Source organism: Rhodococcus sp. G6(2025) (assembly GCF_058628105.1).
Map to the genome: position 1 here is coordinate 7,567,382 of NZ_CP179750.1, position 23,377 is coordinate 7,590,758.

At 66.3% G+C, this 23,377-nt stretch carries 27 protein-coding genes; 12 read left to right on the plus strand and 15 right to left on the minus strand.

Going from position 1 to position 23,377, the window contains the following annotated elements; translation table 11 throughout:
* Positions 1-4: 4 nt before the first annotated feature.
* Complete coding sequence (locus ACLIVD_RS35070) at positions 5-853, plus strand: carbon-nitrogen hydrolase family protein (RefSeq protein WP_283333172.1); 849 nt, start codon at positions 5-7, stop codon at positions 851-853.
* A gap of 1 nt (position 854) precedes the next feature.
* Positions 855-1,934 (plus strand): MSMEG_0565 family glycosyltransferase, encoded by a 1,080-nt coding sequence (locus ACLIVD_RS35075; RefSeq protein WP_283333173.1) that lies wholly within the window; start codon positions 855-857, stop codon positions 1,932-1,934.
* Position 1,935: 1 nt separating this feature from the next.
* Here the strand turns inward: ACLIVD_RS35075 and ACLIVD_RS35080 are convergent, their stop codons facing one another.
* Positions 1,936-2,376 (minus strand): Lrp/AsnC family transcriptional regulator, encoded by a 441-nt coding sequence (locus tag ACLIVD_RS35080; protein ID WP_005254660.1) that lies wholly within the window; start codon positions 2,374-2,376, stop codon positions 1,936-1,938.
* 77 nt (positions 2,377-2,453) lie between these two features.
* Here ACLIVD_RS35080 and ACLIVD_RS35085 point away from each other — a divergent pair, with 77 nt between their 5' ends.
* The 3 genes from ACLIVD_RS35085 (at position 2,454) to ACLIVD_RS35095 (ending at position 3,843) form a co-directional block, all read left to right on the plus strand.
* A complete protein-coding gene (locus ACLIVD_RS35085) occupies positions 2,454-3,197 on the plus strand; it encodes an AzlC family ABC transporter permease (protein ID WP_280779485.1) in 744 nt (247 codons plus the stop codon).
* The gene (locus tag ACLIVD_RS35090; protein ID WP_280779484.1) at positions 3,190-3,519 is read left to right on the plus strand and encodes a branched-chain amino acid transporter permease; all 330 of its coding nucleotides are present in this window, start codon (positions 3,190-3,192) and stop codon (positions 3,517-3,519) included. Before ACLIVD_RS35085 ends, ACLIVD_RS35090 begins: the two co-directional genes overlap by 8 nt.
* Before the next feature lie 87 nt (positions 3,520-3,606).
* Complete coding sequence (locus ACLIVD_RS35095) at positions 3,607-3,843, plus strand: hypothetical protein (protein ID WP_005254663.1); 237 nt, start codon at positions 3,607-3,609, stop codon at positions 3,841-3,843.
* Positions 3,844-3,901: 58 nt separating this feature from the next.
* Here ACLIVD_RS35095 and ACLIVD_RS35100 read toward each other — a convergent pair whose 3' ends face one another.
* Complete coding sequence (locus ACLIVD_RS35100) at positions 3,902-5,032, minus strand: helix-turn-helix transcriptional regulator (protein ID WP_283333352.1); 1,131 nt, start codon at positions 5,030-5,032, stop codon at positions 3,902-3,904.
* A 102-nt stretch (positions 5,033-5,134) separates the two neighbouring features.
* Between ACLIVD_RS35100 and ACLIVD_RS35105 the strand changes: the two genes are divergently transcribed.
* Complete coding sequence (locus ACLIVD_RS35105) at positions 5,135-5,605, plus strand: grhN (protein WP_280779483.1); 471 nt, start codon at positions 5,135-5,137, stop codon at positions 5,603-5,605.
* 11 nt (positions 5,606-5,616) lie between these two features.
* On the plus strand, positions 5,617-6,420 hold the full coding sequence (locus ACLIVD_RS35110) for an oxygen-binding di-iron domain-containing protein (protein ID WP_283333174.1): 804 nt from the start codon (positions 5,617-5,619) through the stop codon (positions 6,418-6,420).
* Between the two features lie 185 nt (positions 6,421-6,605).
* Here the strand turns inward: ACLIVD_RS35110 and ACLIVD_RS35115 are convergent, their stop codons facing one another.
* The 6 genes from ACLIVD_RS35115 to ACLIVD_RS35140 all read right to left on the minus strand — a co-directional run bounded on the left by ACLIVD_RS35115 (position 6,606) and on the right by ACLIVD_RS35140 (position 11,287).
* Positions 6,606-7,253 carry a CG0192-related protein gene (locus ACLIVD_RS35115; RefSeq protein ID WP_283333175.1) on the minus strand — a complete coding sequence of 216 codons (648 nt, stop codon included), beginning with the start codon at positions 7,251-7,253 and terminating at the stop codon, positions 6,606-6,608.
* A 53-nt stretch (positions 7,254-7,306) separates the two neighbouring features.
* Positions 7,307-7,837: a pyridoxamine 5'-phosphate oxidase family protein gene (locus ACLIVD_RS35120; protein WP_283333176.1), complete on the minus strand. Its 531-nt coding sequence runs from the start codon at positions 7,835-7,837 to the stop codon at positions 7,307-7,309.
* 113 nt (positions 7,838-7,950) lie between these two features.
* Positions 7,951-8,835, minus strand: coding sequence for a carboxymuconolactone decarboxylase family protein (locus ACLIVD_RS35125; RefSeq protein ID WP_283333177.1), 885 nt, complete (start codon positions 8,833-8,835; stop codon positions 7,951-7,953).
* On the minus strand, positions 8,832-10,067 hold the full coding sequence (locus ACLIVD_RS35130; RefSeq protein ID WP_283333178.1) for an RNA polymerase sigma factor: 1,236 nt from the start codon (positions 10,065-10,067) through the stop codon (positions 8,832-8,834). The genes ACLIVD_RS35125 and ACLIVD_RS35130 overlap by 4 nt, the downstream gene beginning before the upstream one ends.
* Positions 10,064-10,435 (minus strand): YciI family protein, encoded by a 372-nt coding sequence (locus ACLIVD_RS35135; protein ID WP_283333353.1) that lies wholly within the window; start codon positions 10,433-10,435, stop codon positions 10,064-10,066. Before ACLIVD_RS35135 ends, ACLIVD_RS35130 begins: the two co-directional genes overlap by 4 nt.
* Positions 10,436-10,579: 144 nt before the next feature.
* Positions 10,580-11,287 carry a TetR/AcrR family transcriptional regulator C-terminal domain-containing protein gene (locus tag ACLIVD_RS35140; RefSeq protein ID WP_283333179.1) on the minus strand — a complete coding sequence of 236 codons (708 nt, stop codon included), beginning with the start codon at positions 11,285-11,287 and terminating at the stop codon, positions 10,580-10,582.
* A gap of 225 nt (positions 11,288-11,512) precedes the next feature.
* Here ACLIVD_RS35140 and ACLIVD_RS35145 point away from each other — a divergent pair, with 225 nt between their 5' ends.
* The 3 genes from ACLIVD_RS35145 to ACLIVD_RS35155 are packed head-to-tail and all read left to right on the plus strand — an operon-like array spanning position 11,513 to position 13,159.
* The gene (locus ACLIVD_RS35145) at positions 11,513-11,707 is read left to right on the plus strand and encodes a CsbD family protein (protein ID WP_280779476.1); all 195 of its coding nucleotides are present in this window, start codon (positions 11,513-11,515) and stop codon (positions 11,705-11,707) included.
* Positions 11,708-11,758: 51 nt separating this feature from the next.
* Entirely contained in the window at positions 11,759-11,914 is a 156-nt protein-coding gene (locus tag ACLIVD_RS35150) for a DUF6131 family protein (protein ID WP_009476302.1), read from the plus strand.
* Positions 11,915-11,956: 42 nt separating this feature from the next.
* Positions 11,957-13,159, plus strand: a complete 1,203-nt coding sequence (locus ACLIVD_RS35155; protein WP_283333180.1) for a fatty acid desaturase family protein — start codon at positions 11,957-11,959, stop codon at positions 13,157-13,159.
* Positions 13,160-13,200: 41 nt separating this feature from the next.
* Here ACLIVD_RS35155 and ACLIVD_RS35160 read toward each other — a convergent pair whose 3' ends face one another.
* The gene (locus ACLIVD_RS35160; protein WP_349307411.1) at positions 13,201-13,731 is read right to left on the minus strand and encodes a WhiB family transcriptional regulator; all 531 of its coding nucleotides are present in this window, start codon (positions 13,729-13,731) and stop codon (positions 13,201-13,203) included.
* Between the two features lie 52 nt (positions 13,732-13,783).
* Between ACLIVD_RS35160 and ACLIVD_RS35165 the strand changes: the two genes are divergently transcribed.
* Positions 13,784-14,935, plus strand: coding sequence for an acyl-CoA dehydrogenase family protein (locus tag ACLIVD_RS35165; protein WP_283333181.1), 1,152 nt, complete (start codon positions 13,784-13,786; stop codon positions 14,933-14,935).
* A gap of 11 nt (positions 14,936-14,946) precedes the next feature.
* Here ACLIVD_RS35165 and ACLIVD_RS35170 read toward each other — a convergent pair whose 3' ends face one another.
* Positions 14,947-15,882 carry a LysR substrate-binding domain-containing protein gene (locus ACLIVD_RS35170; RefSeq protein ID WP_283333182.1) on the minus strand — a complete coding sequence of 312 codons (936 nt, stop codon included), beginning with the start codon at positions 15,880-15,882 and terminating at the stop codon, positions 14,947-14,949.
* A gap of 91 nt (positions 15,883-15,973) precedes the next feature.
* Complete coding sequence (locus ACLIVD_RS35175; protein ID WP_477952830.1) at positions 15,974-17,383, minus strand: MFS transporter; 1,410 nt, start codon at positions 17,381-17,383, stop codon at positions 15,974-15,976.
* A 512-nt stretch (positions 17,384-17,895) separates the two neighbouring features.
* Between ACLIVD_RS35175 and ACLIVD_RS35180 the strand changes: the two genes are divergently transcribed.
* Positions 17,896-18,879 (plus strand): zinc-binding dehydrogenase, encoded by a 984-nt coding sequence (locus ACLIVD_RS35180; protein WP_491931572.1) that lies wholly within the window; start codon positions 17,896-17,898, stop codon positions 18,877-18,879.
* 30 nt (positions 18,880-18,909) lie between these two features.
* Here ACLIVD_RS35180 and ACLIVD_RS35185 read toward each other — a convergent pair whose 3' ends face one another.
* From ACLIVD_RS35185 to ACLIVD_RS35200, 4 genes are all read right to left on the minus strand, one after another.
* Positions 18,910-19,689, minus strand: a complete 780-nt coding sequence (locus ACLIVD_RS35185; protein WP_283333185.1) for an alpha/beta fold hydrolase — start codon at positions 19,687-19,689, stop codon at positions 18,910-18,912.
* Between the two features lie 9 nt (positions 19,690-19,698).
* A complete protein-coding gene (locus ACLIVD_RS35190; protein WP_283333186.1) occupies positions 19,699-20,889 on the minus strand; it encodes a CaiB/BaiF CoA transferase family protein in 1,191 nt (396 codons plus the stop codon).
* Between the two features lie 117 nt (positions 20,890-21,006).
* Positions 21,007-21,933 (minus strand): TAXI family TRAP transporter solute-binding subunit, encoded by a 927-nt coding sequence (locus ACLIVD_RS35195; RefSeq protein WP_283333187.1) that lies wholly within the window; start codon positions 21,931-21,933, stop codon positions 21,007-21,009.
* Positions 21,926-23,371, minus strand: a complete 1,446-nt coding sequence (locus ACLIVD_RS35200) for a sensor histidine kinase (protein WP_283333188.1) — start codon at positions 23,369-23,371, stop codon at positions 21,926-21,928. Before ACLIVD_RS35200 ends, ACLIVD_RS35195 begins: the two co-directional genes overlap by 8 nt.
* Positions 23,372-23,377: the final 6 nt, after the last annotated feature.

Genomic DNA, 23,377 nt, shown 5'->3' on the forward strand with positions numbered 1-23,377 from the left:
GCCTATGGTGACGACACGGTTGGCAGCGTTGGCGGGGCACTTCGGCCGCGACATCGATCGCGCGCTCCTGAAGTTGCAGGCGCTGATCGAGAGTGCGACGAACGACGGCGTGGACCTGCTGGTCCTGCCCGACGCCTGCCTCGGCGGCTACATCTCGGATCTCCGGCGGCCGGACACGGAGGAACTCCCGCCCGCGCTCGCCGCGGACAGCCCGGAGCTGAGGGCCGTCGCGAAGATGGCGGGCCGCATGACGGTCTGCATCGGGTACACGGAACTGTGCGACGGGGTGCGCTACAACGCCGCCGCCTGCGTGACCGGCGACGGAGTGCTGGGCAATCACCGCAAGGTTCATCAGCCGGCCGGGGAATCCCTGGCGTACGCCGCGGGTGACTCCTTCACCGCCTTCGACACACCGGTGGGACGGATCGGGATGCTGATCGACTACGACAAGACGTTCCCGGAATCCGCCCGCACCCTCGCGCTCGACGGCGCACGGATCATCGCCGCGTTGTCCGCGTGGCCGGCCAGCATCACGGACCGGGCGGCGCGCATGACCCAGGACCGGCAATCACGCCTGTTCGATCTCTACGACTCGGCCCGGGCCGCCGAGAACCAGGTGGTCCTCGTGTCGTCCAACCAGACCGGAATCCAGGGTGGACTGCGATTCCTAGGTCAGGCCAAGGTGGTGGGTCCGGGCGGCGACGTGCTCGCGCGAACGGGAACGAAGGGTGGCCTCGCCGTCGCCGAACTCGACGTCGACTACGAGGTGAATCGGGCCAGGAAGGTGCTTCGGCACCTGGAGGAACGCCGCATCGACACCTACCGGAGACTGCTGGACCGAGGAGAACACTGACGTGCGGATCGCGCTGCTGACCTATTCGACCAAACCGCGCGGGGGAGTCGTGCACACGCTGGCGTTGGCGGAGGCCCTCGCCCGGCAGGGCGCGAACGTGACGGTCTGGACCCTGGGCAGGCACGGCGACGCCGCCTTCTTCCGTCCGGTCGACCCGACTGTCGCCGTGCGGGTGGTGCCGTTCGCACACGTCGACGACGAGACCGTCGGTGACCGGATCCTCCGATCCATCGAGACGATGCGCGCCGCCTTCACACCGGAGGCCTACGACATCGTCCACGCGCAGGACTGCATCAGTGCCAACGCCGTCGGACGGTGCGTGCGAACCATCCACCATCTCGACCAGTTCACGACGCCCGCGCTCGCCGCCTGCCACGAGCGCGCGATCGTGGATCCGTACGCGCGGATCTGCGTGTCCGCCGCCGTCGCCGCGGAGGTCTCCGCCGGGTGGGGTCTCGAGTGCGCCGTCATTCCGAACGGCGTGGACGCCGCCCGATTCGAGGAAGCCCGCGAGGACGCCGAGCGCCGCCGCAGGTGGGCCGGTGAATTGGGCGACTACGTGTTGGCGGTCGGCGGTATCGAACCGCGCAAGGGCAGCATCGACCTGGTGGAGGCCTACGCACTGCTCGTGAAGGAGCAACCGGACCTGCGGCTGGTGTTCGCCGGCGGCGAGACCCTGTTCGACTACCGGGGGTACCGGGACGAGTTCGACCGGCGGGCCGCAGAGCTGGGTGTGACACCGACCATCCTCGGAACGATCGACGACGCCGAACTCCCCTCGCTGGTAGCCCAGGCCCGCTCGTTCGCCTTCCTCTCCACCAAGGAAGGATTCGGGCTGGCCGCGATGGAAGCCCTGGCGGCAGGCGTTCCCGTCGTCGCACGTGACCTGCCGGTCCTCCGGGAGGTCTTTCGCGGGACGGTCCGGTACGCGTCCACCCACGAGGAGATGGCACGCGCCCTGACCGAACCTGCCGACGGCGCCTCCCTCGACGAGGGGCGCGCCTTCGCTCGCTCACATCGATGGGACAACGTCGCGCAGAAACACCTCGAGTTCTACCGGGAGGTCGCGGCGCACCGCTGACTCAGTCGGCGCTCTTGATGGTCTTCATCGTGATCAACGAGGTGACCCGCGAGACCGCGGGGAGCCCGCTGAGTTTGGTGGCCATGAAGTTCTCGTACGTCGCGAGGTCGCGGACCGCCACCCGGATGAAGTAGTCGGGGATCCCGAACAGCCTCCGGCATTCGATCACTTCGTCGAAGGCGGCGACCCGGGACTCGAACTGTTCGATGGTCGCCTGGTCGTTCACACCGATCTCGGCGGTGACGATCACCTGGAACCCCCGATCGAGCGCTTCCTGGCTGACGATGGCGCGGTAGCCGGTGATGACGCCGTCCGCCTCGAGCTTCTTGACCCGGCGCAGGCACGGGGAGGGTGTGAGACCCACGAGATCCGCCAATTCCGTGTTGGTCAGACTCGAGTCGTTGCGCAGATGGTCGAGAATTGCGTGATCTATGTCGTCCATTGAACTATTATTGCGCAGACTATGCCGAATGGGCATTCTCTCGCAATCGCACACCTGGATGGTTGCTATAGATTTGCGTGGTGATCGATCCAGCTACCCTCGCGACGACCGCAGTCGTCGACTCCGACCCCCGGCAGGCCCCGGAGTGGCGTCGCGCCCTACAGGCGTCGCTCCCCGTCGGAATCGGGCTGGTCCCGCTGGGGATCGCCCTCGGGGTGCTCGTCGTCCAGCAGGGGCTCAACCCGTGGTGGGCGATGGTTTTCACCTCGCTGATCTACGCCGGTTCCCTCGAATTCATCGCGGTCGGCATGGTGGCCGCGATGACGCCTCTCCCGTACATCGCGCTGACCGCGTTGCTGGTGAACTTCCGGCACGTGTTCTACGCCTTGAGCTTTCCCCTCGACAGGGTGAAGGGCCGGCTTGCCCGCTTCTACAGCATGTTCGCGCTGACCGACGAGGCGTACGCCATGACGGTCACCGGCGACCGGAAGTCGATGTCCGGCCGGGTGATCGTGTACTCGCAGTTGTATCTCCACGCGTACTGGATCGGTGGAGCGATGCTCGGAGCGACCGCGGCGCAATGGATCCCGGAGAACATCGTCGGCCTCGACTTCGCGTTGACCGCGCTGTTCGTCGTGCTGTCCATCGAGGCCATCCGGGCCCAGCGTGGTTTCGCGGTTCCCTCGATGGCCGTGATGTGCGCGCTGATCGCGCGACTCGTCGACCCCGAACACATGCTGCCGATAGCGATGGGCGCCTTCGTGAGCCTGCTCGTCATCCGCTACCTCGTCACCCGGCGAAAGGTGCGCACCGATGCCTGACGCCGGTTACATCCTCGCGGCCATCGCGATCATGGCGATCGTCACGTTCGCCCTGCGCGCCGTTCCCTTCGCGATCGTCATGCCGTTGCGCTCGTCCGCACTCGTCGGCTACCTCGGTGTCTACCTGCCCGCCGGGATCATGCTGATCCTGGTGGCGTACTCCCTGAAGAACGTGTCCGTCACCGCCCCGTCGCACGGGATCCCCGAACTGATCGCGGTGGCGGCGACGGCCGCGGTGCACCTGTGGCGCAAGAATGCGGTGCTCTCGATCGTCCTCGGGACCGGGCTGTACGTCGTCCTGATGAACTGGGTATTCGCCTGAGCCCGGCGCGCCTCACGTTTACGATGCAACCACACGGGTAGGCAGGAACCACAAGACAGTCGGCCGTTTCTCGGGAAGGACGCACTGATGAGTGAACAAGATGCACGCTCGGTGACCGGTGTTCGGGACAAGGACTACAACCTGATTTGGTTCGTCGAAGCGTCACTGAGCAACGCTCTGCGTCTGGAGGGCTACATCTCGGATGCCGACATGGACGGCGACGCCGAGTTGGCCGACTTCTTCCGCCGCGCCCAAGCCGTGAGCCGGAAGGGTGGCGATCTGGGCAAGGCCATGCTGGCCGCCCGCCTGAAGAAGGAACAGTAGGCCACCGGACTACGGCCCGGATCGGAACCCATCCGCCGGTGTAACCGGATTCCCGGGCTCAGCTGCTCTGTGTATGCCAGGGATCGCCGCGGACAGGCCTGCCCGCGGCGGTCCGCTTTTCGTTGTCGCGAAACCGCGGCTCGTAGTGGTGGAAGAACACCTTGCCGACCAGGTCGCGTCGGCTGTGCACGCCGGTCTTGTCGAAGATGCTCTTCAGATGTTGCTGCACGGTCTGTGCCGACACATGTAGTTCGGCGGAGATCTGCGAAGTCGACGCCCCCTGCAACACCATCGACGTGACCTCCTTCTCGCGCTCGGTCAGCCCGTACGCCGACATCAGCAGCGGATACAGGCGGCTCGGATGCGCCGGCTCCACGATCACCGCGATCCGCCGCCTGCCCGTCGACGTCAGGCATGCCCCATGCAGCACCAACCACGCCCCCGACCTCGACAGCACCCGCGAGATGGCCACGTCGCCCAGCCGGTCGCGGTCTTCCACACACCGCAATACACGACCGGCGAGAGTGATCACCGCGGCCGGCAACTCCCCCCGATCCCAGTCCCCGCCCGGCAGATCCACCATCCACCGGTCGACTCCGGGCGTCGCGGATTCGATGTTCCAGTTCTCGTCGAGGACGAGCAAACCCGGCGAATCGGCATACTCCGGTTCCTCGGCCTGCCCGTACAGCAGTGCGCGGCGGGCACCGCCCGCGAGGACCGGCGCTATCTCCTGCACGAACGACTTCTCGGTTTCCGAGAACATCGGCATCCCCTCGTCGCGATAGAGGCTCAGCGCTCCCCACGTTTCTCCCGAGCGCGTGCGTAACCGCGCAATCAGCTCCTGGTCGCCGCCGAGTGTCCGGTTCCGGCGCCAGCGCGGACTTCCCGACGGATCACCGTGCGCGGCTTCGTGCAACGTGGAAATCCCTTCGGCCGAACGCATTACGTCGGGGACGGACTGAACGTCGTCCTCGTAATACTCGGCGGCCAGCCATTCCCCGGGAAATTCGTCCATGCCGAAGTGATAGTGACTGGTCATCAGCATGGACACGGGGTCGAGAGTGAACCAGCACGGCGTCCAGTAATACGGGACGACACCGGCGACGACGTCCGACGCGTCCCGCCACAGCGACACCAGGCCGCGTGGTGCGGCGCACAATCGTGCGACCTTGTCTGCCGCGCACTGCACGGAATCCACGCTCACGAGTCAATCGTACGAGCGCGGATCGGCGCCGGAAATACCAGAATTGTGGAATGGTGCGCCCGCTCCATCGCTCCTAGCGTCGGTGACATGTCCAAAATCGATACCACGAATGTGCGGCTGAGCCCGCCGCCACCCCAATTGATGCGGCTGGTCAACCCGTTGGTCCGGCGGGTCCTCACGACCCGGTCACTGGGGCGGCGCATCCGGCGCCAAGGGCTGATCGAGTTCACCGGCCGTCGTACCGGGCGCACCCTGCGGGTGCCGGTGTGCCTGCACGACGTCGACGGTCAGACGCTCGTGTTCACCGAGCGTCCGTGGCGGCGCAACTTCGCCGGCGGCGCACCCGTGACGGTCACCCACCGGGGCCGTGTCCGTCGGGGCCGGGCCCTGCTACTGGAGGCCACCCCCGCCGAGGCAGGCGCCGCATTCCGTGCCGCGCTCGACGACGGGGCCACCCCATTCGAACTGGGCCTGAAGGTCCCGCGGGGATACGAGCCGACCGAAGCCGACCTGGCCACGATCGCCCGGTCACTGATCCGCGTCGACTACGACGACTGAGGAGAGTTCCCATGCGTATCAACAATATCCGACGTGATATCACCGCTCTCAGTGACGAACTGGAAGTACCGGGGATCGGGCACCTACCGGTGAACGCGTACGTTCTCCACGCCGCCGAACCCGTCGTCGTCGACACCGGACTCAGCCTGCCCGGATGCGGCTTCATGGAAGCCCTGGGCTCGGTGCTCGATCCCGCGGACGTCGAGTGGATCTGGCTGACGCATCCGGACCGCGATCACACCGGCGCGTTGTTCGACTTGCTCGACGCGGCGCCGCGCGCCCGCCTGATCACGACCTTCGCGGGCGTAGGCATCATGTCCTGCGCACGGCCCGTCCCGATGGACCGGGTCTACCTGCTCAATCCGGGTCAATCCCTCGACGTCGGCGATCGGACACTGACGGCGCTACGGCCCCCGCTGTTCGACAATCCCAGCACCGTCGGCTTCTACGACGACCGCAGCGAGGCCTACTTCTCGTCGGATTGCTTCGGGGCGCCGATGGAGACCGCCGAACTCGCCACGGCCAACGACGTCGGGTACTCCACACCCAACGCCGTCCGTTCCGCGCAGCACCTGTGGGCCACCGTCGACAGTCCCTGGGTGCATCTGGTGGACGAGACGAAGTTCCTGCGCACCGTCGCCGCGCTCCGAGCGCTCGACCCGCGATGGATCCTCGGCACCCACCTCCCCCCGGCGGACGGACGCACCGCCGAGTTTCTGGACATGCTCGCCGAGGCACCGAAGTCAGACCCCTTCATCGGGCCCGACCAGGCCGCACTCGAGCAGATGCTGGCCGGATTCGAGCCTGTCGGGTGAGGTCCACCGCAGAACGAAAACCGCCGGCACCACATGGTGCCGGCGGCTTCTGCGACGGTGCCGTCATATCGCCTCTCGGCAAGTGGTCGCTCTCGGCGACAATTTTAATGTGGTACCCGGGGTATGTCCGACACCGTCGACGGGTTCAACTGTACCGTCCTCGGAGATATTCCGCCCCTCCCGCGTCACACGTCGTGGTTCGCCGTCGGATGCGCGATCGCGAGCAGCGCCGGCGCACCTCGGCCCGGCCAGGTGCCCTCCAGAGTGTGCGAGCCGACAGGCGCGACCCGATCCGGATCGATCACGCGGAACACCCGCACGCCGATCCGGTCCGTCGTGATGACGGTGGTCGTTCCCTCATTCGCACAGTTCACGGCATCGACGACCGGCACGGTCGAGCCCGGTGAGCCGCTACCCGACACCTTGGTCGTCACCTTTCGGCGCTCGCCGGGTATGTCGAACTGGAGTTCCGCCTCGGTCCCTCCCGTCAGGATCGCCGTCACGAGCGCATTCGCGTACACCGGGTCGGCGCACGCGTCGTAGACCCAGCGCTCACCCAGCACGGAATGCTGCATCGTGGTGATCAGCGACGCCTCCGCACCGGCCATCGGGGCACCGCGATAGGTCACCGGCACCTGCACGACCTGCCCGTCCGCCGTCCGGACCAGGTGGGTTTCGATGCCGACCTCCCCGGCCGGATCGTCGAACCGGTACGCACCGACGACCTCGACGGACGACGCGTCGGCGGACCCGATCCAGGGCTGGCGCGGAACCCAGTCACCGAGCATCTCGGCCTTGGACGGGGACAGCTGAGCGTGATGGATGAGAGCCACGCGGCCGACGGTACCGCGTCACCCGGCAATCGGTGCTGGGTCGACAGTGCCGATCAGGACCGCGGCGCCGCGGTGAGCTTGGCGATGTCGGCGGCGTAGACGGTCATCCAGTGCGGATGCAGCCGGTAGTAGACCACGTCGTTGTCCCAGTCGAAGAAGTCTTCGCCGTAGAAGTCTGTGAAGTAGGCGAGCAGGTCCGGCCAGTCCGCGGCCGGCTCGCCGTCCTGGGGGTTGAGGATCTCCACCGTCCCGTGCGTGAACACACCCAGGTCCTCACCGCGCAGGTGCGCAGCACTGACGGCGGGACGGGCGGCGAGGTGGCGGGCCTTGGCGGCGCCGCGCGCCGTGCCGAAGTGCCACTTCCCGTGCAGGAAGTGCCCGTCGACACCGCTGATCCGCGGTTCGCCCTTCGCCGTGACGGTGGACAGGGCGAGGGTGCACATGCCGGTGACGATCTGGGTGAGCTGTTCTGCGGTCAGGGTGCTCTCGGTGCCGATGATCGAACGCAGGTGTGCGGTGGAGCGGGACAGGGAGGCGTCGAGGAGGGTTTGGAGCTCGTCGAGCTCTTCTCGTGTTTCGCGCATGGAGGTCCTTGTCTGTGTCGATGTCGATCCGGGGCCCGGTGCCGAACGGTGAAACCATGCTCGCACCGAGACCCTGACATCCTGTGTCAGGTTTTTCCGTCGATCTGCTCGGTTCAGCTCGTGGACGTGTGTCCCAGTGCGGACATTCCGGCATCGAAACTCTCCAGGGCCGCGCCGACCGCCGCGGCGACGGTGACCTCGAAGACCTGATCCTCGTTTGGTCCGGCGGCGAGAAGTTTGTCGATGTCGCTGTCGGTGATCGTGTAGGAGGCGTCGCGGACCGCCGCCGCGTAAGCCTGCCACGGTTCGGGAAGCGGGTCGCCGGACGCGGCGGCGAGACGCAGGGCGGGGGCGGTGGTGGCAGGCCGGTGCAACACCGAGTGGCGGAGGTCGGCCACGGCATCGTCACTGCCGTCGGGTCTCGCGCCGTCGGCGAGCAGGAATCCGGGGAAGCGATAGCCGAATCGGTGCAGGGCGCGGGTACCGCTGTGCAACTGGCCTTCTCGGAGGGTGAAGCCGAACGCGTTGGCCAGGCGGTTGACGATGTTCCACACCAGGTTGACACGCAATGCCTCCACCAGCGCCTGTTCGGGCAGGTCGGCGACTCCGGCGGGGTCGGCACGGTCCGGCGTGCGGCTGATCGTGTCGAGGAACTCGCGGACGGCGCTCAGTGGGGGCCGTGCCGACGCGGGACGATCCGGGTCGATCTCACCGTGGCCGGCGATGCGGGTGAGTTCGGCGTGCGTGTCGATGCAGAACGGACAGCGGTGCAACTGCGCGGTGCACATCGCGAGGTACTCCCGTTCCGCGGCGGTCCAGTACGACGGCCCGCGCATCGCGTCGGCGGTGAGCTCCAACAGCGGACGGGTGAGGAAGCCCGGCCGGTACAGCAGGAGCTTCACGATGTCGGGGCTGTCCACGCGCGACATGGTGGACGTGAGCGTGAGGAACAGTTTGGTGCGTCGGCTGTGGCCGTGGTCGAGAATGGACAGTCTCATGGGGACTCCGTGAGGTCGAGTTCGAGCAGACGTCGGGCGAGGAATCGCCGGTCTGCGGGATTGCCGGCGAGTTCGTGTGCTCGCCGGTAGGCGATTGCCGCCTCCGTGGTGCGGCCGAGACGGCGCAAGAGATCGGCTCGTGCCGCATGAAGCAGGTGGTAGCGGTCGATTCCGTTGATTTCGTCGATCAGCGCGAGCCCCTCCTCCGGGCCGGTCGCCATTGCCGTGGCCACGGCGTGGTTCAACGCCACCACCGGTGACGGATCGACCGCGAGCAATTGGGTGTACAGGGCGGCGATGCCTGGCCAGTCCGTGTGATCGGTCGAAGCAGCCTGGGCGTGCAACGCGGCGATCGCGGCCTGCAATTGGTACGGACCCGGTCTGCCGAGGCGTAGCGCCCGGTCCAGTACGCCGATCGCTTCGGTGATCTCGGCGCGATCCCATCGTGAGCGGTCCTGATCCGACAGCAGCACCACGTCGCCGGCGGAATCGTAGCGGGCGGCGCGGTGCGAGTGTTGCAGCAGCAGCAACGCGACCAGTCCGAGCGCTTCGGGTTCGTCGGGCATGAGGGTGGCGACGAGCTCGGCGAGCCTGATCGCCTCCTCGCACAGCGTGCTCTGCTCGAGCCGACCGGGGGCGTAGCCCTGGGTGAAAATCAGGTACACCACCGCGAGAACGCCGGAAACCCGCTCGGGCAGTTGGTGATCGGCGGGCACATCCAGACTGATGCCGGCGTCGCGAATCTTGCGTTTCGCCCGCACCAAGCGCTGCGCCAGCGTCGACTCGCCGATCAGAAACATGCGGGCGATCTGCCCGGCGGTCAGCCCGGCCACGGCCTGCAGAGTCAGGGCGACCCGCGCGTCCTCGGCCAGGGCGGGATGACAGCACGCAAAGATCAGGCTCAACCGCTCATCACCCATGCGCAGCAGCCTGTCCTGCCCGACGTCCGTCATCACGGTCACCACCCGGGACTGTTCACCGACCTGCGCGAGCTTCTCCCGGCCGAGCCTGGCCCGCCGCAGCCGGTCGATCGCGCTGTTCCGGGCCGCAGTGAGCAGCCAGGCCACTGGGTCGTTCGGGACGGTATCGCCCCACTTGCGCAACGCGAGTGCACACGCATCCTGCAGCGCATCCTCGGCGAGTTCGAAGTCGCCGAGCACGTGGATCAGAGCTGCGAGCATCCGGGCCCTGTGTTCCAGGTAGACCTGCTGCAGCCCCGGTTCGACGTTCATTCGCCGACGACTGTCGCCGGACGGTGATCCAGGCCCGGCACATCGACGATGGGCCGCACCTCGATCGACCCCAGCTCGGCCAACGGGCACAAGGCGGCCAGCTCCAGGGCTTCGTCCAGATTGCGGCAGTCGAGGACATAGGCGCCGCCGAGGTGTTCGTGGGTCTCGGCGAACGGGCCGTCGGTGATCAGCGTCCGACCGTCCCGAACGCTGACCGTGGTGGCGGTGTGCTCCGGCTGCAGCGGGTGCCCGGAGACGAAGACTCCGCGGCGGCGGCACTCGTCGGCGAATGCGTTCACCCGGGCCAGCGCATCGGCGAAACCCGGATCGCCCGGTTCGGGCCGCTCACAGTTGTAGATCAACAGCATGTACTGCACAGGTCCTCCTCTCACCCGTGACAACTCGGCTGTAGAGAATGACGAACGAGCCAACCCTATCTCGACTTTTCGGCCCACTCGGTTTCGATGTCGATGCCCTCGACCGAACCGGCTCGACGTCCGAGCGCGTTCACATCACCGGGACGGAGGAGAGTCGGGCTGCGTCGACGTCGCGGTCAGGCCCGCGAGGAGGATGTCGACGCCACGTTCGAGTTCGGCGGCGCCGTCGTAGGACGCCAGCACCGGCGCCAGGCCCCGGATCAGAGGGAACTCGGCGATCGGCAGGCGGTGAAGGCCGAGGCGCAGAAGGTCGTCGGACTCGTCGGGACGCTCGACGAGTTCCTGCAGTTCGTTGAGGACGTGGCCGTAGAGGAAGCCGAACAATGCCCGATAGACGTGCAAGGCATCGGCGTCGGTGAAGCCCGCCTTGGTGAGCAGGGTCAGGATGTCCTCGAGTGGACGCAGGGTGCCGAGCGGCCTGAGCCCGAGCGGCGTCGACAGCGGCCTGGTGACCAATAGCGGGACCACCTGAGGATGAGCGAGGGCCAACCGGCGAAAGCCCCGCGCGACCTCCCGCAGCTGCGTCGCCCAGTCGCCGTCGTCGGTGTCGACCTCGAGTTCTTCGAGGACACGCTCGGCAACCCCGTCGAGCAGCGCGGCCTTGTTCGGGGCGTGGCGGTACAGGGTCATCGGGTCGCGGCCGAGTGCTTTGCCGAGGCGGCGCATGGACAGGCCGTCGATGCCGTCACCGTCGATGATCCCGAGCGCGCACTCGAGTATCCGCTCACGGGTGATCGGGCCATCGTCGGAGTGGATCGAACGACGCTCGGGCATCTTCGCCACCTTCCCTCGCGTTCAACTGTAGGCCTAAACCGTAGATCTACAGTGTTGACTTGCGACGGAATCCGGCGTTGACTTGATTATGCACCGTGGGCCACAGGAGGCCGTCATGATCGTCCGAGATCGTCGGAGGCGCAAGCGTGTTGAACTCCAGCGGCGACGCATTCCCGCTCACGAACGACGCCTGATCCGCACCCGCCGCGTAACCGAGAAACGAGAAGCATCGCCATGAGTATCGGGAAAAAGCTTCGGCACAAAGCTGAAACCGCTGAAGGCGCCGCCAAGAAGACCGTCGGGAAGGCGCTCGGAAACGAGCGCATGGAGGCAGAGGGACGTGCGCAGGAAGCCAAGGGCAAAGCCAAGCAAGCCGGCGACCAGATCAAGCAGGCAGGCCGGAAGATCAAAAGAATCTTCACACGCTGACCCTCCACACCAGTCCGAATCTCGACCCCCGTCCGGAAATCAGGCCTCATCATGATCATTCTCGGCATCATCCTCGCCATAGTCGGCTTGGTCCTCAGCGTCCCAGCGCTCCTGTACATCGGGATTGCGCTCATCATCATCGGAGTGGTGCTCGAGGTCATGGGGATGGCCGGGCACGCGGTCGCGGGCCGACGCCACTACTACTGACGCACAGCCGGTCCAGGGTGGGTCCGGAATCTGGAGTAGACCATGGCGATATCCGACATCAAGGAATATGCGCACCTCACAGCGGAGGACGTCGAGGCGCTCAGCACCGAACTCGACGCGATCAGGCGGGACATCACCGATTCACTCGGTGAGCGCGATGCCACCTACATCCACCGCACGATCGCCTTCCAGCGCGGGTTGGATGCCGCTGCGCGGCTGGTGATCCACGCAAGCCGGACGCGCGTCGGATGGGCACTCGGGACCACGGCTCTCGCCGTGGCCAAGAGTGTGGAGAACATGGAGATCGGGCACAACGTGTCTCACGGCCAGTGGGACTGGATGAACGACCCGGAAATCCACTCCAGCACCTGGGAGTGGGACATGGCGGGTCTGTCGTCCCAGTGGCAGTACTCCCACAACTATCGCCACCATGTGTTCAGCAACGTGATCGGGATGGACGACGACCTCGGGTTCGGCGTCATCCGCATCACCCGCGACCAGCCGTGGAAACCGGACAACCTGCTGCAACCGCTGCGGAACCTGTTGCTGGCGACCACGTTCGAATGGGGCATCGCCCTGCACGGGTTGTATTCCGAACAGGAGCGTGCCGGCACCGCCGCCGAGAAGTCCGGCCACACCCGAGCGCTGATCGGCAAGATCGTCCGGCAGACCGGCAAGGATTACGTACTCTTTCCCGCCGTCAGCGGGCGGCGGTGGCGACGGACGCTGAAGGCGAACCTCACCGCCAACCTACTGCGTAACCTGTGGGCCTACGTCGTGATCTTCTGCGGACATTTCCCGGACGGCGCAGAGAAGTTCACCCCCACCGAACTGGAAAACGAGACCCGGGCGGAATGGTATCTACGCCAGATGCTCGGCACCGCCAACTTCCGAGCCGGCCCGGTGCTCGCATTCCTCAGCGGCAACCTCTGCTACCAGATCGAGCACCACCTGTTCCCGGACCTCCCCAGCAACCGCTACCCGGAAATCGCGACGCGGGTCCGCGTACTGTGCGAGAAGTACGATCTGCCCTACACCACCGGTTCGCTAGCCAGGCAATACCTTTTGACCCTGCGCACCATCCACAAGTTGGCACTCCCGGACCGGTTTCTATCCGCGACCGCCGACGATGCTCCCGAGACCGCGTCCGAACTGAGATTCCGCACCGCATCCACCACGCCCGCCGACGGAGCCACCGGGCGCCGCAAAGGACTCCGCACCGCGCTGCGCGCGCACCGCCGATGAGCCGATACGGGACGAGCGGTGACACCGCGGGCATTACGCCGTCAGGAACGGTATCGACCGAGTCGGGGCGGTCGAAGATACCGGCGGTCCTTCTCCGTCGTGCCACCCCAGACGCCGAACTGCTCACCGGTGATCAATGCGTGATTTCGGCACTCGGTCAGCACCGGGCAGGGCTCGCAGACATGCTTTGCGGCTCGTTCTCGCCGAATGCGTGCGCCCTGCCCTTCCCCCTCACACGGAAAGAAGAGCTCTGTGTCCATGGACCGGCAACGCGCGTGCATCCGCCAATCCCAGTTCGACGCGGAGGGCGCGACCGGCCGGAGTTCGAACCTGTGCTGAGACATCCTGGTCGCCTCTTTCGTGAGAAACGGTGTTCGCTCGACGCGAGGTGTTGGCGACCGCTGGGGTACTTGCGTCCCTTCAGTATGTGAAGGGACGGTAAATACGGCCATTAGGTCGGTCGACGCCTGTAGTCGCGTTCCTAGCCTCTGAACAGCGGAGATGGTGCCGATCCGGACTAGATGGTGGCACCGATCGCGGGTGAATGTCAATGCGGGACTTGACGGAAGCATACATATCCGAGAATATGGCCGTACAAATGTTGTGCGAGTGCGAGGTGGAGTGATGGGCAAGCTGAACGAGGAAGAGGCGTACCTGGTCGAGACGGTGCGCGCCTTCGTCGACCGCGACGTGATGCCGACGGTGCAGGCGGTGGAGCACGCCAACGAGTACCCCGAGAAGTGGATCGAGCAGATGAAGCAGATCGGGATCTACGGTCTGGCGGTTCCGGAGGAGTACGGCGGATCACCGGTGTCGATGCCCTGTTATGCGCAGGTGACCCAGGAATTGGCCCGCGGGTGGATGAGCCTGGCCGGGGCGATGGGCGGGCACACCGTCGTGGCGAAGCTGCTGTCGCTGTACGGCACCGAGGAGCAGAAGCGGCAGTATTTGCCGAAGATGGCGACCGGTGAGATCCGGGCCACGATGGCGCTGACCGAGCCCGGCGGCGGGTCGGATCTGCAGGCGATGTCCACCAACGCCAAGTCCGACGGCGATGACCTGGTGATCACCGGGTCGAAGACGTGGATCTCCAACGCCCGCCGGTCCGGGCTGATCGCGCTGCTGTGCAAGACCGATCCGGCCGCGTCCCCCAAGCACAAGGGCATCTCGATCGTCCTGGTCGAGCACGGTCCCGGTCTGACGGTGTCACGGGATCTGCCCAAGCTCGGCTACAAGGGTGTCGAAACCTGTGAGCTGTCGTTCGACAACTACCGGACCCCGGCCACGGCGATCCTCGGCGGTACCCCGGGCAAGGGGTTCGCGCAGATGATGAAGGGCCTCGAGACCGGCCGCATCCAGGTGGCCTGCCGGGCGCTGGGTGTGGCCACGGCGGCACTCGAGGACTCCCTCGCCTACGCACAGCAGCGGGAGAGCTTCGGCAAGCCGATCTGGAAGCATCAGTCGATCGGCAACTACCTCGCCGACATGGCGACCAAGCTGACCGCGGCCCGGCAGCTGACCTGGCATGCGGCCGAGCAGTACGACAGCGGTGATCGGTGCGACATGGAGGCCGGGATGGCGAAGCTGTACGCGTCCGAGGTGGCGATGGACATCGCCCTCAACGCGGTGCGCATCCACGGCGGCTACGGTTATTCCACCGAGTACGACGTCGAGCGGTACTTCCGGGATGCTCCGTTGATGATCGTCGGTGAGGGCACCAACGAGATCCAGCGCAACGTCATCGTCTCGCAACTCGTGTCGCGCGGAGGGCTCTGATTCGCGTGCGACTAGTTGTCCGGCTTCCAGTGAGCGGACGGCCACTCACCGCGCTCGACGGCGTCGCGCATCTGGCGGACGAGCAGATCGGCCACCGCATGGACGGCAGGCGGGATCCGGGGGGCGCTCGGTAACGCGAGCACGACGGTGCGCTCGACCGCCGGGGAATGGAGCGGCGCCGCACTGAGCAGACCGCCGGCGACATCATCGGCAACGGCGATGCCCGGCAGGATCGTCCAGCCGTGACCGGCTCGCACGAGTCTCTTCTGGATGCTCACCTCGTTGGTCTCGACGACGATGTTCAGACCGATGTCGAGTCTCGCGCACGCCTCCGCAACCAATGTGCGAATTCCGTGGGGCGCGCTGGGCATCACGACCGGGTGGGTCGCCACTTCCTCGAGGGTGACCGGTCGTCCGGTGTCGAGCCCGCCGTCGGGCGGGGCAACCGCCCACAGGTTTTCGGCGAGCAATGCTCGCACGTTGAGCGACGACGTGGATTTCAGGTTGTAGAGCAGACCGAGGTCGATGTCACCGGCATCGAGCCACTGCCGCACGTGTCCGGCGTACCCGGACACTATTCGCAACCGGACGGCCGGATGCTCCTGCAACACGGCCGCGACGAGTCGTTCGGCGAGCAGTTCGGAGGTGGAGGACAGAAGTCCGACCGTCACGATCCCTTGCAGCACCCCCGGATTCGGGCGGATCTCGGCCCGGGCACGCTCGAGTTCGGACAGCACCCTCCGGGCGCGCTCGAGCATGAGCCGGCCGGACTCCGTCAATTCCATTCCCGCACGGCTACGTTCGAACAGCGGGACACCCAGTTCCTGCTCGAGCGTGTGAATTTGGCGTGTCACCGCCGGCTGAACCAAGTGGAGTAGTTCGGCTGCGCGGGTCACGCTCCCGGCGTCCGCCACCGCAACGAGTGCGGTCAACTGCTTGACGTCCACCGGACGACCACCTTCCCGAGCTACCGCCGTCCCGCACCATCAGCAGGCGATATGCAAGAGCGACATCGATCACAACGAAGAATAGCAATGGTCAACCCTGAACGGTTTTGATCGGTGTCCCGTTCGAGGCCGAGTGCTGCGCGCGGTCGTGTGGTCCCGGGGCGACCGTCTCGTCGATGAGGTTGACGTCCCTGGTCTCACGCATGAACACGTAGGTGATCAGTGAGATGGCCGCGCAGATCGAGACGTATATGAAGAACCAACTCTCCCGGCCCGCGTCGCGGAACGCCAGAGCGATGTATGGGGCAGTTCCTCCGAACACGGCGGTGGCGATGCTGTACGGGATGGCAACACCGACCGTCCGCACCCCGGTGGGGAACAGTTCGGCCTTGACCACCGCGTTGACCGACGAGTACCCGACCACGAATACCAGACCGAGGACGGTGAGCACCAGGCAGGTGAGCCACGTGGGATTGTTCTGCATTCCCTGCAGGATCGGATACGTTCCGATCGTGGTGCCGATGCCGAAGAAGATGAGGACGGGCCGCCGGCCGATGCGGTCGGAGACGTACCCACCGATCGGCAAGAGGACCAGGAACACCACCAGTCCGATGAAGCTGATCGTCGAGGCCTGCGACTTCTCGAGGCCGACGCTGTTCACGAAGTAGCTGGTCAGGTAGGTGGTGTAGGTGTAGTAGGCGACGGTGCCCCCGAGGGTCAGGGTGAAGACGACGACGGCGGCGCGCCGGTTGCGCCATACCTCGGCCAGTGTTCCCCGGCGATCTTCGGTATCGACCGTTTCGGCAACCGAGTAGGCCGTCGTCTCGTGCATTCCGCGCCGCAGGTAGAAGACCGCGACGGCACCGATGGCACCCATCGCGAACGGCACTCTCCAACCCCACGACGTCAGCTGTTCGTCGGACAAGGAGAACTGCAAGACGATGAGGACCAGCAGGCCGGCGAGCTGCCCCAGGGTGACGGAGATGTATTGGAAACTCGCCCCCAGACCCCGCCAGCCCTTCTTGGATACCTCGGTCAGATACGCCGCCGACGCGGCATACTCGCCACCGACCGACAGTCCCTGCAGGATGCGCGCGGTGACCAACAGGCAGGCTCCCAGATTGCCGGCCGTCTCGTAGTTCGGCGCGAGAGCGATCATCAAGGCGCTCGCAGACATCATTCCGACGGACACCGTCAGGCCGGCTTTACGGCCGTTGCGGTCCGACAGACGCCCGAGCAACCAGCCGCCGAGAGGCCTCGCCAGGAATCCGACGGCGAAGATGGCCGCCGTGTTCAGGAGCTGCGCGGTGCGGTCGTCGCTCGGAAAGAATTGTCCGGCAAAATAGATTGCGAAAGTCGAATACACGAACCAGTCGAACCATTCGATCATGTTGCCGATGGAACCGACCAGCACCGACTTGACGTAGTGACCGCGCGAGCGAGGCGGCTCCTCGGATCGATCATCGGTTCTGTGAGCGTGCGGCGGTGTGGAGGGGGTCATGGCGACTCCTTGTGGTGGGAATGGATCCTGCAATGGCTGCGGGCTTCACCGATCGACGGTCCGGTCCGTCACGAACCGCGTCAGGGGCTCAGGACTTCGACACCCATTGGTATGCACTACGTTCCGTGATTGCTCGGCGTCGAGGAAGGCACATCGACCATGCACCACGCCCTCTGTAGCCTGCGATACTTCACCCCGAAGTAGTTATCTGGGTCTCACTTCGTTGTCGTGACTCTGGTGATTCTGCTACCTGATGGACCTGGCGCGATAATGCCAAATTCTGATGGATTGATTACGAGCAGGCATGGCTACCAGCAGAGTGAAACCGACTGCGCCGCACATTGTTCGGACGCTATTTGTCCGGCAGCCCCGTACGCGATTTCTCTTGCCGCCGCCGGCTGCGTGCGATACGGTGACCGCCATCCAGGAAGGCGCGCCGAGCGGCTATCCGATGCGTCCTCCAACTCCCAGCACCGACTCACCCAAGCGAGGCCTGAATGCGTGCAGCATGCGTGACCACACCCGGCGTCGTCGAAGTTCGCGACTTCCCCCGGCCGGTCCCGGAGCCAAACCAAGTGCTCGTGGAGATGCGATACGCCTCGATCTGCGGTTCCGACGTCCACATCGTCTTCGACGGATTCCATGACCCGGTACTCCTCGGGAGACCCGGATATCCGGGCCACGAAGGCGTGGGAATCGTTGTTCGAAGCGAGGATTCGAGGGTCGAAGTCGGACGTCCGGTGCTTACCGTCCCCCACGGTCAGCGCGGTGGTTGTTTCGCCGAGTTCCAGGCCGTCGACGCCAGTCACGTGATCGCGTTGAACGAGGGCGTAGACCTTCGGCGCATGCTGCTCGCCCAGCAACTCGGTACCACCCTCTTCGGGATGAAGAAGTTTCTACCTGCCGACACACCGGTCGAGCGGATGCCGCGGACGGCGGCGATCATCGGCGCCGGCTCCTCGGGATTGTTCTACCTGCAGCACTTGATTGCTCGGGGCCTCAAGGTCACCATTGCAGACCTGAACAAGGATCGCCTCGCCGTCGCCGAACGGCTCGGCGCGGCGCGGACCGTCCTCGAACCGGTCGAGTCGATCGCCGAGGTCGTCCTCGATACGACCGGCGGCGTCGGTGCGGACTTGGTGATCGGGGCCGCCGGCTACGATCTCGCCCGTGCCGCAGCGGTCGAAGCCGCGCGCGTTCGCGGAACGATCGGATTCTTCGGTTACCCCGAATCGACGGGCAACTCCCCGTTCCCCGTGGAGCGTTCATTCCGCAAGTCCCTGACCATGGAGTGGGTCAACGGTACGCAGTCCGAGGGCGGGCTGCTGTCGTTCCGGGCGGCAGTCGAGGCCATCGAGAACGGGACGATCGAGGTCGACCACTGTCTCGAGACGATGTTCGACCTCGAGGACACTCCCGCCGCACTCGACGCCGCCCGCGACCACGGCCTCGGTGCGGCGAAGGTCGGCATCGTCATGCCCGGATCCGGCAACTAGCGCGCCTCGACCCCACTCGCGAACGCGCTCTTACTGTTCGACGAGGAAGCCGATCGCCGCGGCGCCCGCGCCAGTGCACTCCTCTTCGAAGTACGCGTGCCGTGCGCCCGGGAGCAAGTGCACGCGGGAGTTCGGGATCCGTTCGGCGAGCAGGGGTGCGTTGTCGGCCGGGGACAGAAGGTCGTCGGTCCCGTGCAGGACGAGGGTCGGCGCACTGATCGACGGCAGCGCATCCCACGCGTCATGACCGTTGCTTGCCCGCAGGTGGGCGAGCTTGGCGTGCGCGGGCATGTCCGGGTCCCCGAGAGTGTTGTAGGGACCGGGATTTCGACCGAGCCACTCCGGCGTGTACATCAACTCCAGCAGGGCGCGGCGCGACCGGTCGGGATCGGATTGCGCCAGGCTCGCTCGGACTTCCCGGCTGCGCTCCACCGCGTGCGTTCCACCGGGCGAGGTGCAACCGAGGATCAGGGCGTCGACACGCTCCGGGTGACGCGCGGCGACCCACTGCGCCACCCGGCCTCCCATCGACGTGCCGTAGACGTGCGCCCTCCCGATTCCGAGGGAGTCCAGCACGCAGATCACGTCGTCGGCGAACAGTATTGTGCTGTACCCGGTCTCGGGCTTGTCGCTTGCTCCGGTGCCGCGGTAGTCCACCGTGATGGTGCGGAAGTGCGTGTCGAAGTCCGCGCGAACACGATCCCACCAATGGTGATTGTTGGCCTGACCGGCGAGCAGCAGCAGCGGCGGTCCTTCGCCGCTGACCTGGTACGCGATTCGAGTTCCATCGGACGCCACTGCGTGGGGCACTGCCCAGCCTCAGATCGAGTCGGCAGTACGCAGTTCGGAGATCGCCGCGCCGCTGTAACCGAGTTCCCCCAGAATGGCATCGGTGTGCGCACCCAGAGCCGGAACCGGATCGAATCGAGGTTCCACACCACTGAGGTTCGCCGGCGGCAGCAGCGCTCGCACCGGGCCGCCCGGGGTCTCCACCTCACGCCAGCGGTCACGGCCGGCCAGGGATGGGTGGGACAGAAAATCCGATACGGAGCCCAGCCTGCCGTTGGCGATCGACACCTTGTCGAGCAGGGCGAGGGCGTCGTCGGTGTTGAGCAGACGCGTCCGCGCGGAGATCAGAGCGTTGCATTCCTCACGGTGCACCACCCGCGCGGAGTTGCGGCAGAAACGTGGGTCGGTGGCGATCGACTCGTCGCCGAGCACCTCCGAACAGAAGGCGGACCATTCGCGGTCGTTCTGGATCGACAGCAGGACCGTGCCGTCGGCGGTGGGAAACGGGCCGTACGGGGCGATCGTCGCGTGTTCGGCCCCGACCCGGCTGGGCTGCGTGCCACCGTATTCGGTGTAGTAGGCGGGCGATCCCATCCATTCACCGAGCGCCTCGAACAGAGCGACCTCCACCGCGCGGGCGGTGCCGGTGGTTGCACGCGTGTACAGCGCGGACAGGATCCCGCTGTAGGCGTACATGCCGGCCGCGATGTCGGCGATCGACACACCGACCTTGGACGGGCACTCGTCGGGGCCGGTCAGCGACATCAGACCGGATTCGCCCTGGACGAGCATGTCGTAGGCCTTGCGATCGGACCAGGGACCGGTGTTGCCGTAGCCGGACACGTCGCACGGAATCAGCGCGGGATACCGCTGCTGGAGCGACTGGGCGTCGAGGTTCATTCGGGCTGCGGCGCCGGGCGCAAGGTTCTGCACGAAGACATCCGCTGTGGACAACAGCTTTTCGAGGATGTCGCGGCCCTCGTCGGACTTCAGGTCCAGCGTCAGCGACTCCTTGGAGCGGTTGAGCCAGACGAAGTAGCTCGATTCGCCGTGCACGGTCTCGTCGTAACGCCGCGCGAAGTCGCCGGCGTCGGGACGTTCCACTTTGATGACGCGGGCACCGAGGTCGGCCAGTTGCCGGGTCGCGAAGGGTGCAGCAACTGCTTGTTCGATGCTTACGACGGTGATCCCCGCGAGCGGTAGGGCGGTCTGCGATGCCATGGAGCCAGCCTTCCTCGAAATGTACGGCCATTTTGCCTCTATGTACGCGCCATAGTCAATCGGGTGGGGGCCAGGTTTTACACGTACTTGAGGTTGCCGGCGGTACCCGTCCGCCTTCTAACCGTGGTGACGGCGGTACGCCTCGACAGCCCCCGGATGGCGAGGGACGCCAGCTGTCTGGATCAGTGATCGGGCGTCGAGGAACTGCGCGCCGACGGTGTCGGCGGGAATCAGGTCCTGGGCTCGATCGATGAGAAGGTCGACGAGGGCACCGGCCACGGCGTCGGGCAGTTGCGGTGAGGCGACGAGCAGGCTGGGAACCCCTACCGTCGCGGTCTCGGCAGTGTCACCGTATGTCCGGGCAGGGACCGAGACCGGTTCGTACATGGGCCCGTAGGTCTTGCGCATCTCGACGTACTCGGCGGACAGGTCGAGTAGCCGGATTCCGCCGTCCGGACCGTGACCGGGCCGCGGCATCGCCGCCGGGGTGGGCACGCCACCGGCCCACAGTGCGGCGGCGACCGTGCCGTCGCGGAGGGAGTCGAGGACGGTGGTGAGTGAGACCGGGCGCACCGTCACGTCGTCGAGGGTCAGACCGCTCGCCTCGAGGACCCGCCTTCCGGTCTGCGCAGTTCCGGAGCCCGGGGCGCCGAGGCTGATCGTCTGGCCCCGAAGATCTTTCATCGTGTGAAAGGGTGAGCGGGCCGGCACCGCGCACTGGAGATAGTTCTCGTACACCCGGCCGATGGCCACGATCGGGGTGGCCGACTCGACAGCGGAGTCGGCCAGGGTCAGCCCGATGAGTACCTCACCTGACGCCAGCAGCGACAGGTTCTCCAGGGAACCGGTGGTGTAGCGCACCGTCAACCGGAGATCCCCACCCGAGGCGGGCGGGACGTCCGCAAGCAACTCGGCGAACTCGGACTGGAATCCGTCGCGCTCACCCGACGCGATGTCGTACGTCCCCGTGGGCTGGGCACGAGCGCATCCCGACAGTGCGACCGCTGCGGCCACACCACCGATGAACTGTCGCCGGCTAATCATCGTCCAGCTTCTCCACGTGCGGTTCGAGCCACAAGCGTACGCGCAGTCCGCCGGCGGGGGCCTCGTCGATGACGAGACGGCCGCCGTAGGCTGCGGCGACCACCTCGACAATGGAGAGGCCGAGACCGGTCCCGACCTGGTTGTTGGCCCGGAAGAAGCGCTCGGTGAGCTTGCCGCGCAACTCTTCCGGGACACCTGGACCGTCGTCGGCCACCCACACGCACACCCGAGAGCGGTCCGGTGACGGCTCCACGACGACGCCGATTTCGATGGTGGGGTGCGGGCCTGCGTATCGGGAGGCGTTGTCGATCAGCACATCGAGCACCTGGGACAGATCGTTCTCGGCGATCGCGACCGGAACATGGTCGACGTCGGGGTCTGCGATGGTGGCCAGACGCGCACCACGTTCGCGGGCCGTCACCGACCAGAAGTCGACCCGGTCGGCCACCACCGACAGTGCGTCGCAGACCGCCTCGGACCGATCGGCCCCGAAGCGCGGCGTCTCGGCCGAGGCGAGCGAGAGAAGACTGTCGAGAATGGTCTGCAAGCGTTTGGCCTCCTCGGTCACGCTGTGATAGTCCTCGCGCGCGCTGTCCGGTATCCCGTCGTCGAGGAGGTCGAGGCGGAACTGCAACGCCGCGAGCGGGTTCCGCAGTTGATGGGCGGTATCGGCGATCAGGCGCTGTTGCGCGTCCGCTGCCCGCAGCACCGCCGAAGACATCACGTCGAACGAATGCGCGAGCCGGCGCACCTCGGGCGGCCCGCCTGCGGCCGTGGCCGGCAGCACGGATCGCGGTGGCACGGAACTCGGCGGTGTCCTCGCGTCGGGCATCCGGCGGATGAGTTGCACGATTCCCTTGGACAAGTTCGCGAGCGGTCCGAGCACCCACCGGCTCAAGGCGATCGCGAGGACACCGAAAGCGACCAGTGCCAGCACGGCACCGGCCGCGATCACGGCCCATTGCCGGAGGATGTCGGAGCGGGCCTCGGCGGTCGAGGCACGCACCACGATGGTGCCGTTCACCTGAGCGCCCGACCCGACCGGCTTGACGAACAGGGCCTCGTCGGCGCTCCACGGGAACAGCCGGTCGACGGTGGAGACCCGCTCGTTGCGCAGTCCGCTGCGAATCGCGGCCTCGATTCCGGGTTCGTTGCCGTCGAGGCCTACCCCGAGGGTCGGGACACCACGCGTGGAGACCACCAGAACGCCCTCGCCGTACACGTCGTCGTATGCCTCGACCTCGCCGGCGATCCGGGCCGGGTCGCCGGTCCTGACGTACTCCTCGGCGAGGACGGCGAACCGTTGGATGTCTCCCTCGCGGCCGAGTGTGAACTCCTGCGTCCGCGAGTCCGCGGTCGCGAGCGCGAGGGGAATCGCGAAACTCGCGACCGCGCAGGATCCGAGTATCGCGAGAATCAGCAGTAACCGTCGGCGCATGTCGTT

Bases quoted from the DNA above. Each gene is read 5' to 3' on its own strand.
- ACLIVD_RS35195 (WP_283333187.1), bottom strand. From the start codon at position 21,933: ATGATTAGCCGGCGACAGTTCATCGGTGGTGTGGCCGCAGCGGTCGCA.
- ACLIVD_RS35165 (WP_283333181.1), top strand. From the start codon at position 13,784: ATGGGCAAGCTGAACGAGGAAGAGGCGTACCTGGTCGAGACGGTGCGC.
- ACLIVD_RS35190 (WP_283333186.1), bottom strand. From the start codon at position 20,889: ATGGCATCGCAGACCGCCCTACCGCTCGCGGGGATCACCGTCGTAAGC.
- ACLIVD_RS35135 (WP_283333353.1), bottom strand. From the start codon at position 10,435: ATGCTGTTGATCTACAACTGTGAGCGGCCCGAACCGGGCGATCCGGGT.
- ACLIVD_RS35120 (WP_283333176.1), bottom strand. From the start codon at position 7,837: ATGCGCGAAACACGAGAAGAGCTCGACGAGCTCCAAACCCTCCTCGAC.
- ACLIVD_RS35150 (WP_009476302.1), top strand. From the start codon at position 11,759: ATGATCATTCTCGGCATCATCCTCGCCATAGTCGGCTTGGTCCTCAGC.
- ACLIVD_RS35155 (WP_283333180.1), top strand. From the start codon at position 11,957: ATGGCGATATCCGACATCAAGGAATATGCGCACCTCACAGCGGAGGAC.
- ACLIVD_RS35090 (WP_280779484.1), top strand. From the start codon at position 3,190: ATGCCTGACGCCGGTTACATCCTCGCGGCCATCGCGATCATGGCGATC.
- ACLIVD_RS35145 (WP_280779476.1), top strand. From the start codon at position 11,513: ATGAGTATCGGGAAAAAGCTTCGGCACAAAGCTGAAACCGCTGAAGGC.
- ACLIVD_RS35110 (WP_283333174.1), top strand. From the start codon at position 5,617: ATGCGTATCAACAATATCCGACGTGATATCACCGCTCTCAGTGACGAA.
- ACLIVD_RS35200 (WP_283333188.1), bottom strand. From the start codon at position 23,371: ATGCGCCGACGGTTACTGCTGATTCTCGCGATACTCGGATCCTGCGCG.
- ACLIVD_RS35175 (WP_477952830.1), bottom strand. From the start codon at position 17,383: ATGACCCCCTCCACACCGCCGCACGCTCACAGAACCGATGATCGATCC.
- ACLIVD_RS35130 (WP_283333178.1), bottom strand. From the start codon at position 10,067: ATGAACGTCGAACCGGGGCTGCAGCAGGTCTACCTGGAACACAGGGCC.
- ACLIVD_RS35070 (WP_283333172.1), top strand. From the start codon at position 5: ATGGTGACGACACGGTTGGCAGCGTTGGCGGGGCACTTCGGCCGCGAC.
- ACLIVD_RS35160 (WP_349307411.1), bottom strand. From the start codon at position 13,731: ATGCTTCCGTCAAGTCCCGCATTGACATTCACCCGCGATCGGTGCCAC.
- ACLIVD_RS35080 (WP_005254660.1), bottom strand. From the start codon at position 2,376: ATGGACGACATAGATCACGCAATTCTCGACCATCTGCGCAACGACTCG.
- ACLIVD_RS35105 (WP_280779483.1), top strand. From the start codon at position 5,135: ATGTCCAAAATCGATACCACGAATGTGCGGCTGAGCCCGCCGCCACCC.
- ACLIVD_RS35095 (WP_005254663.1), top strand. From the start codon at position 3,607: ATGAGTGAACAAGATGCACGCTCGGTGACCGGTGTTCGGGACAAGGAC.
- ACLIVD_RS35125 (WP_283333177.1), bottom strand. From the start codon at position 8,835: ATGAGACTGTCCATTCTCGACCACGGCCACAGCCGACGCACCAAACTG.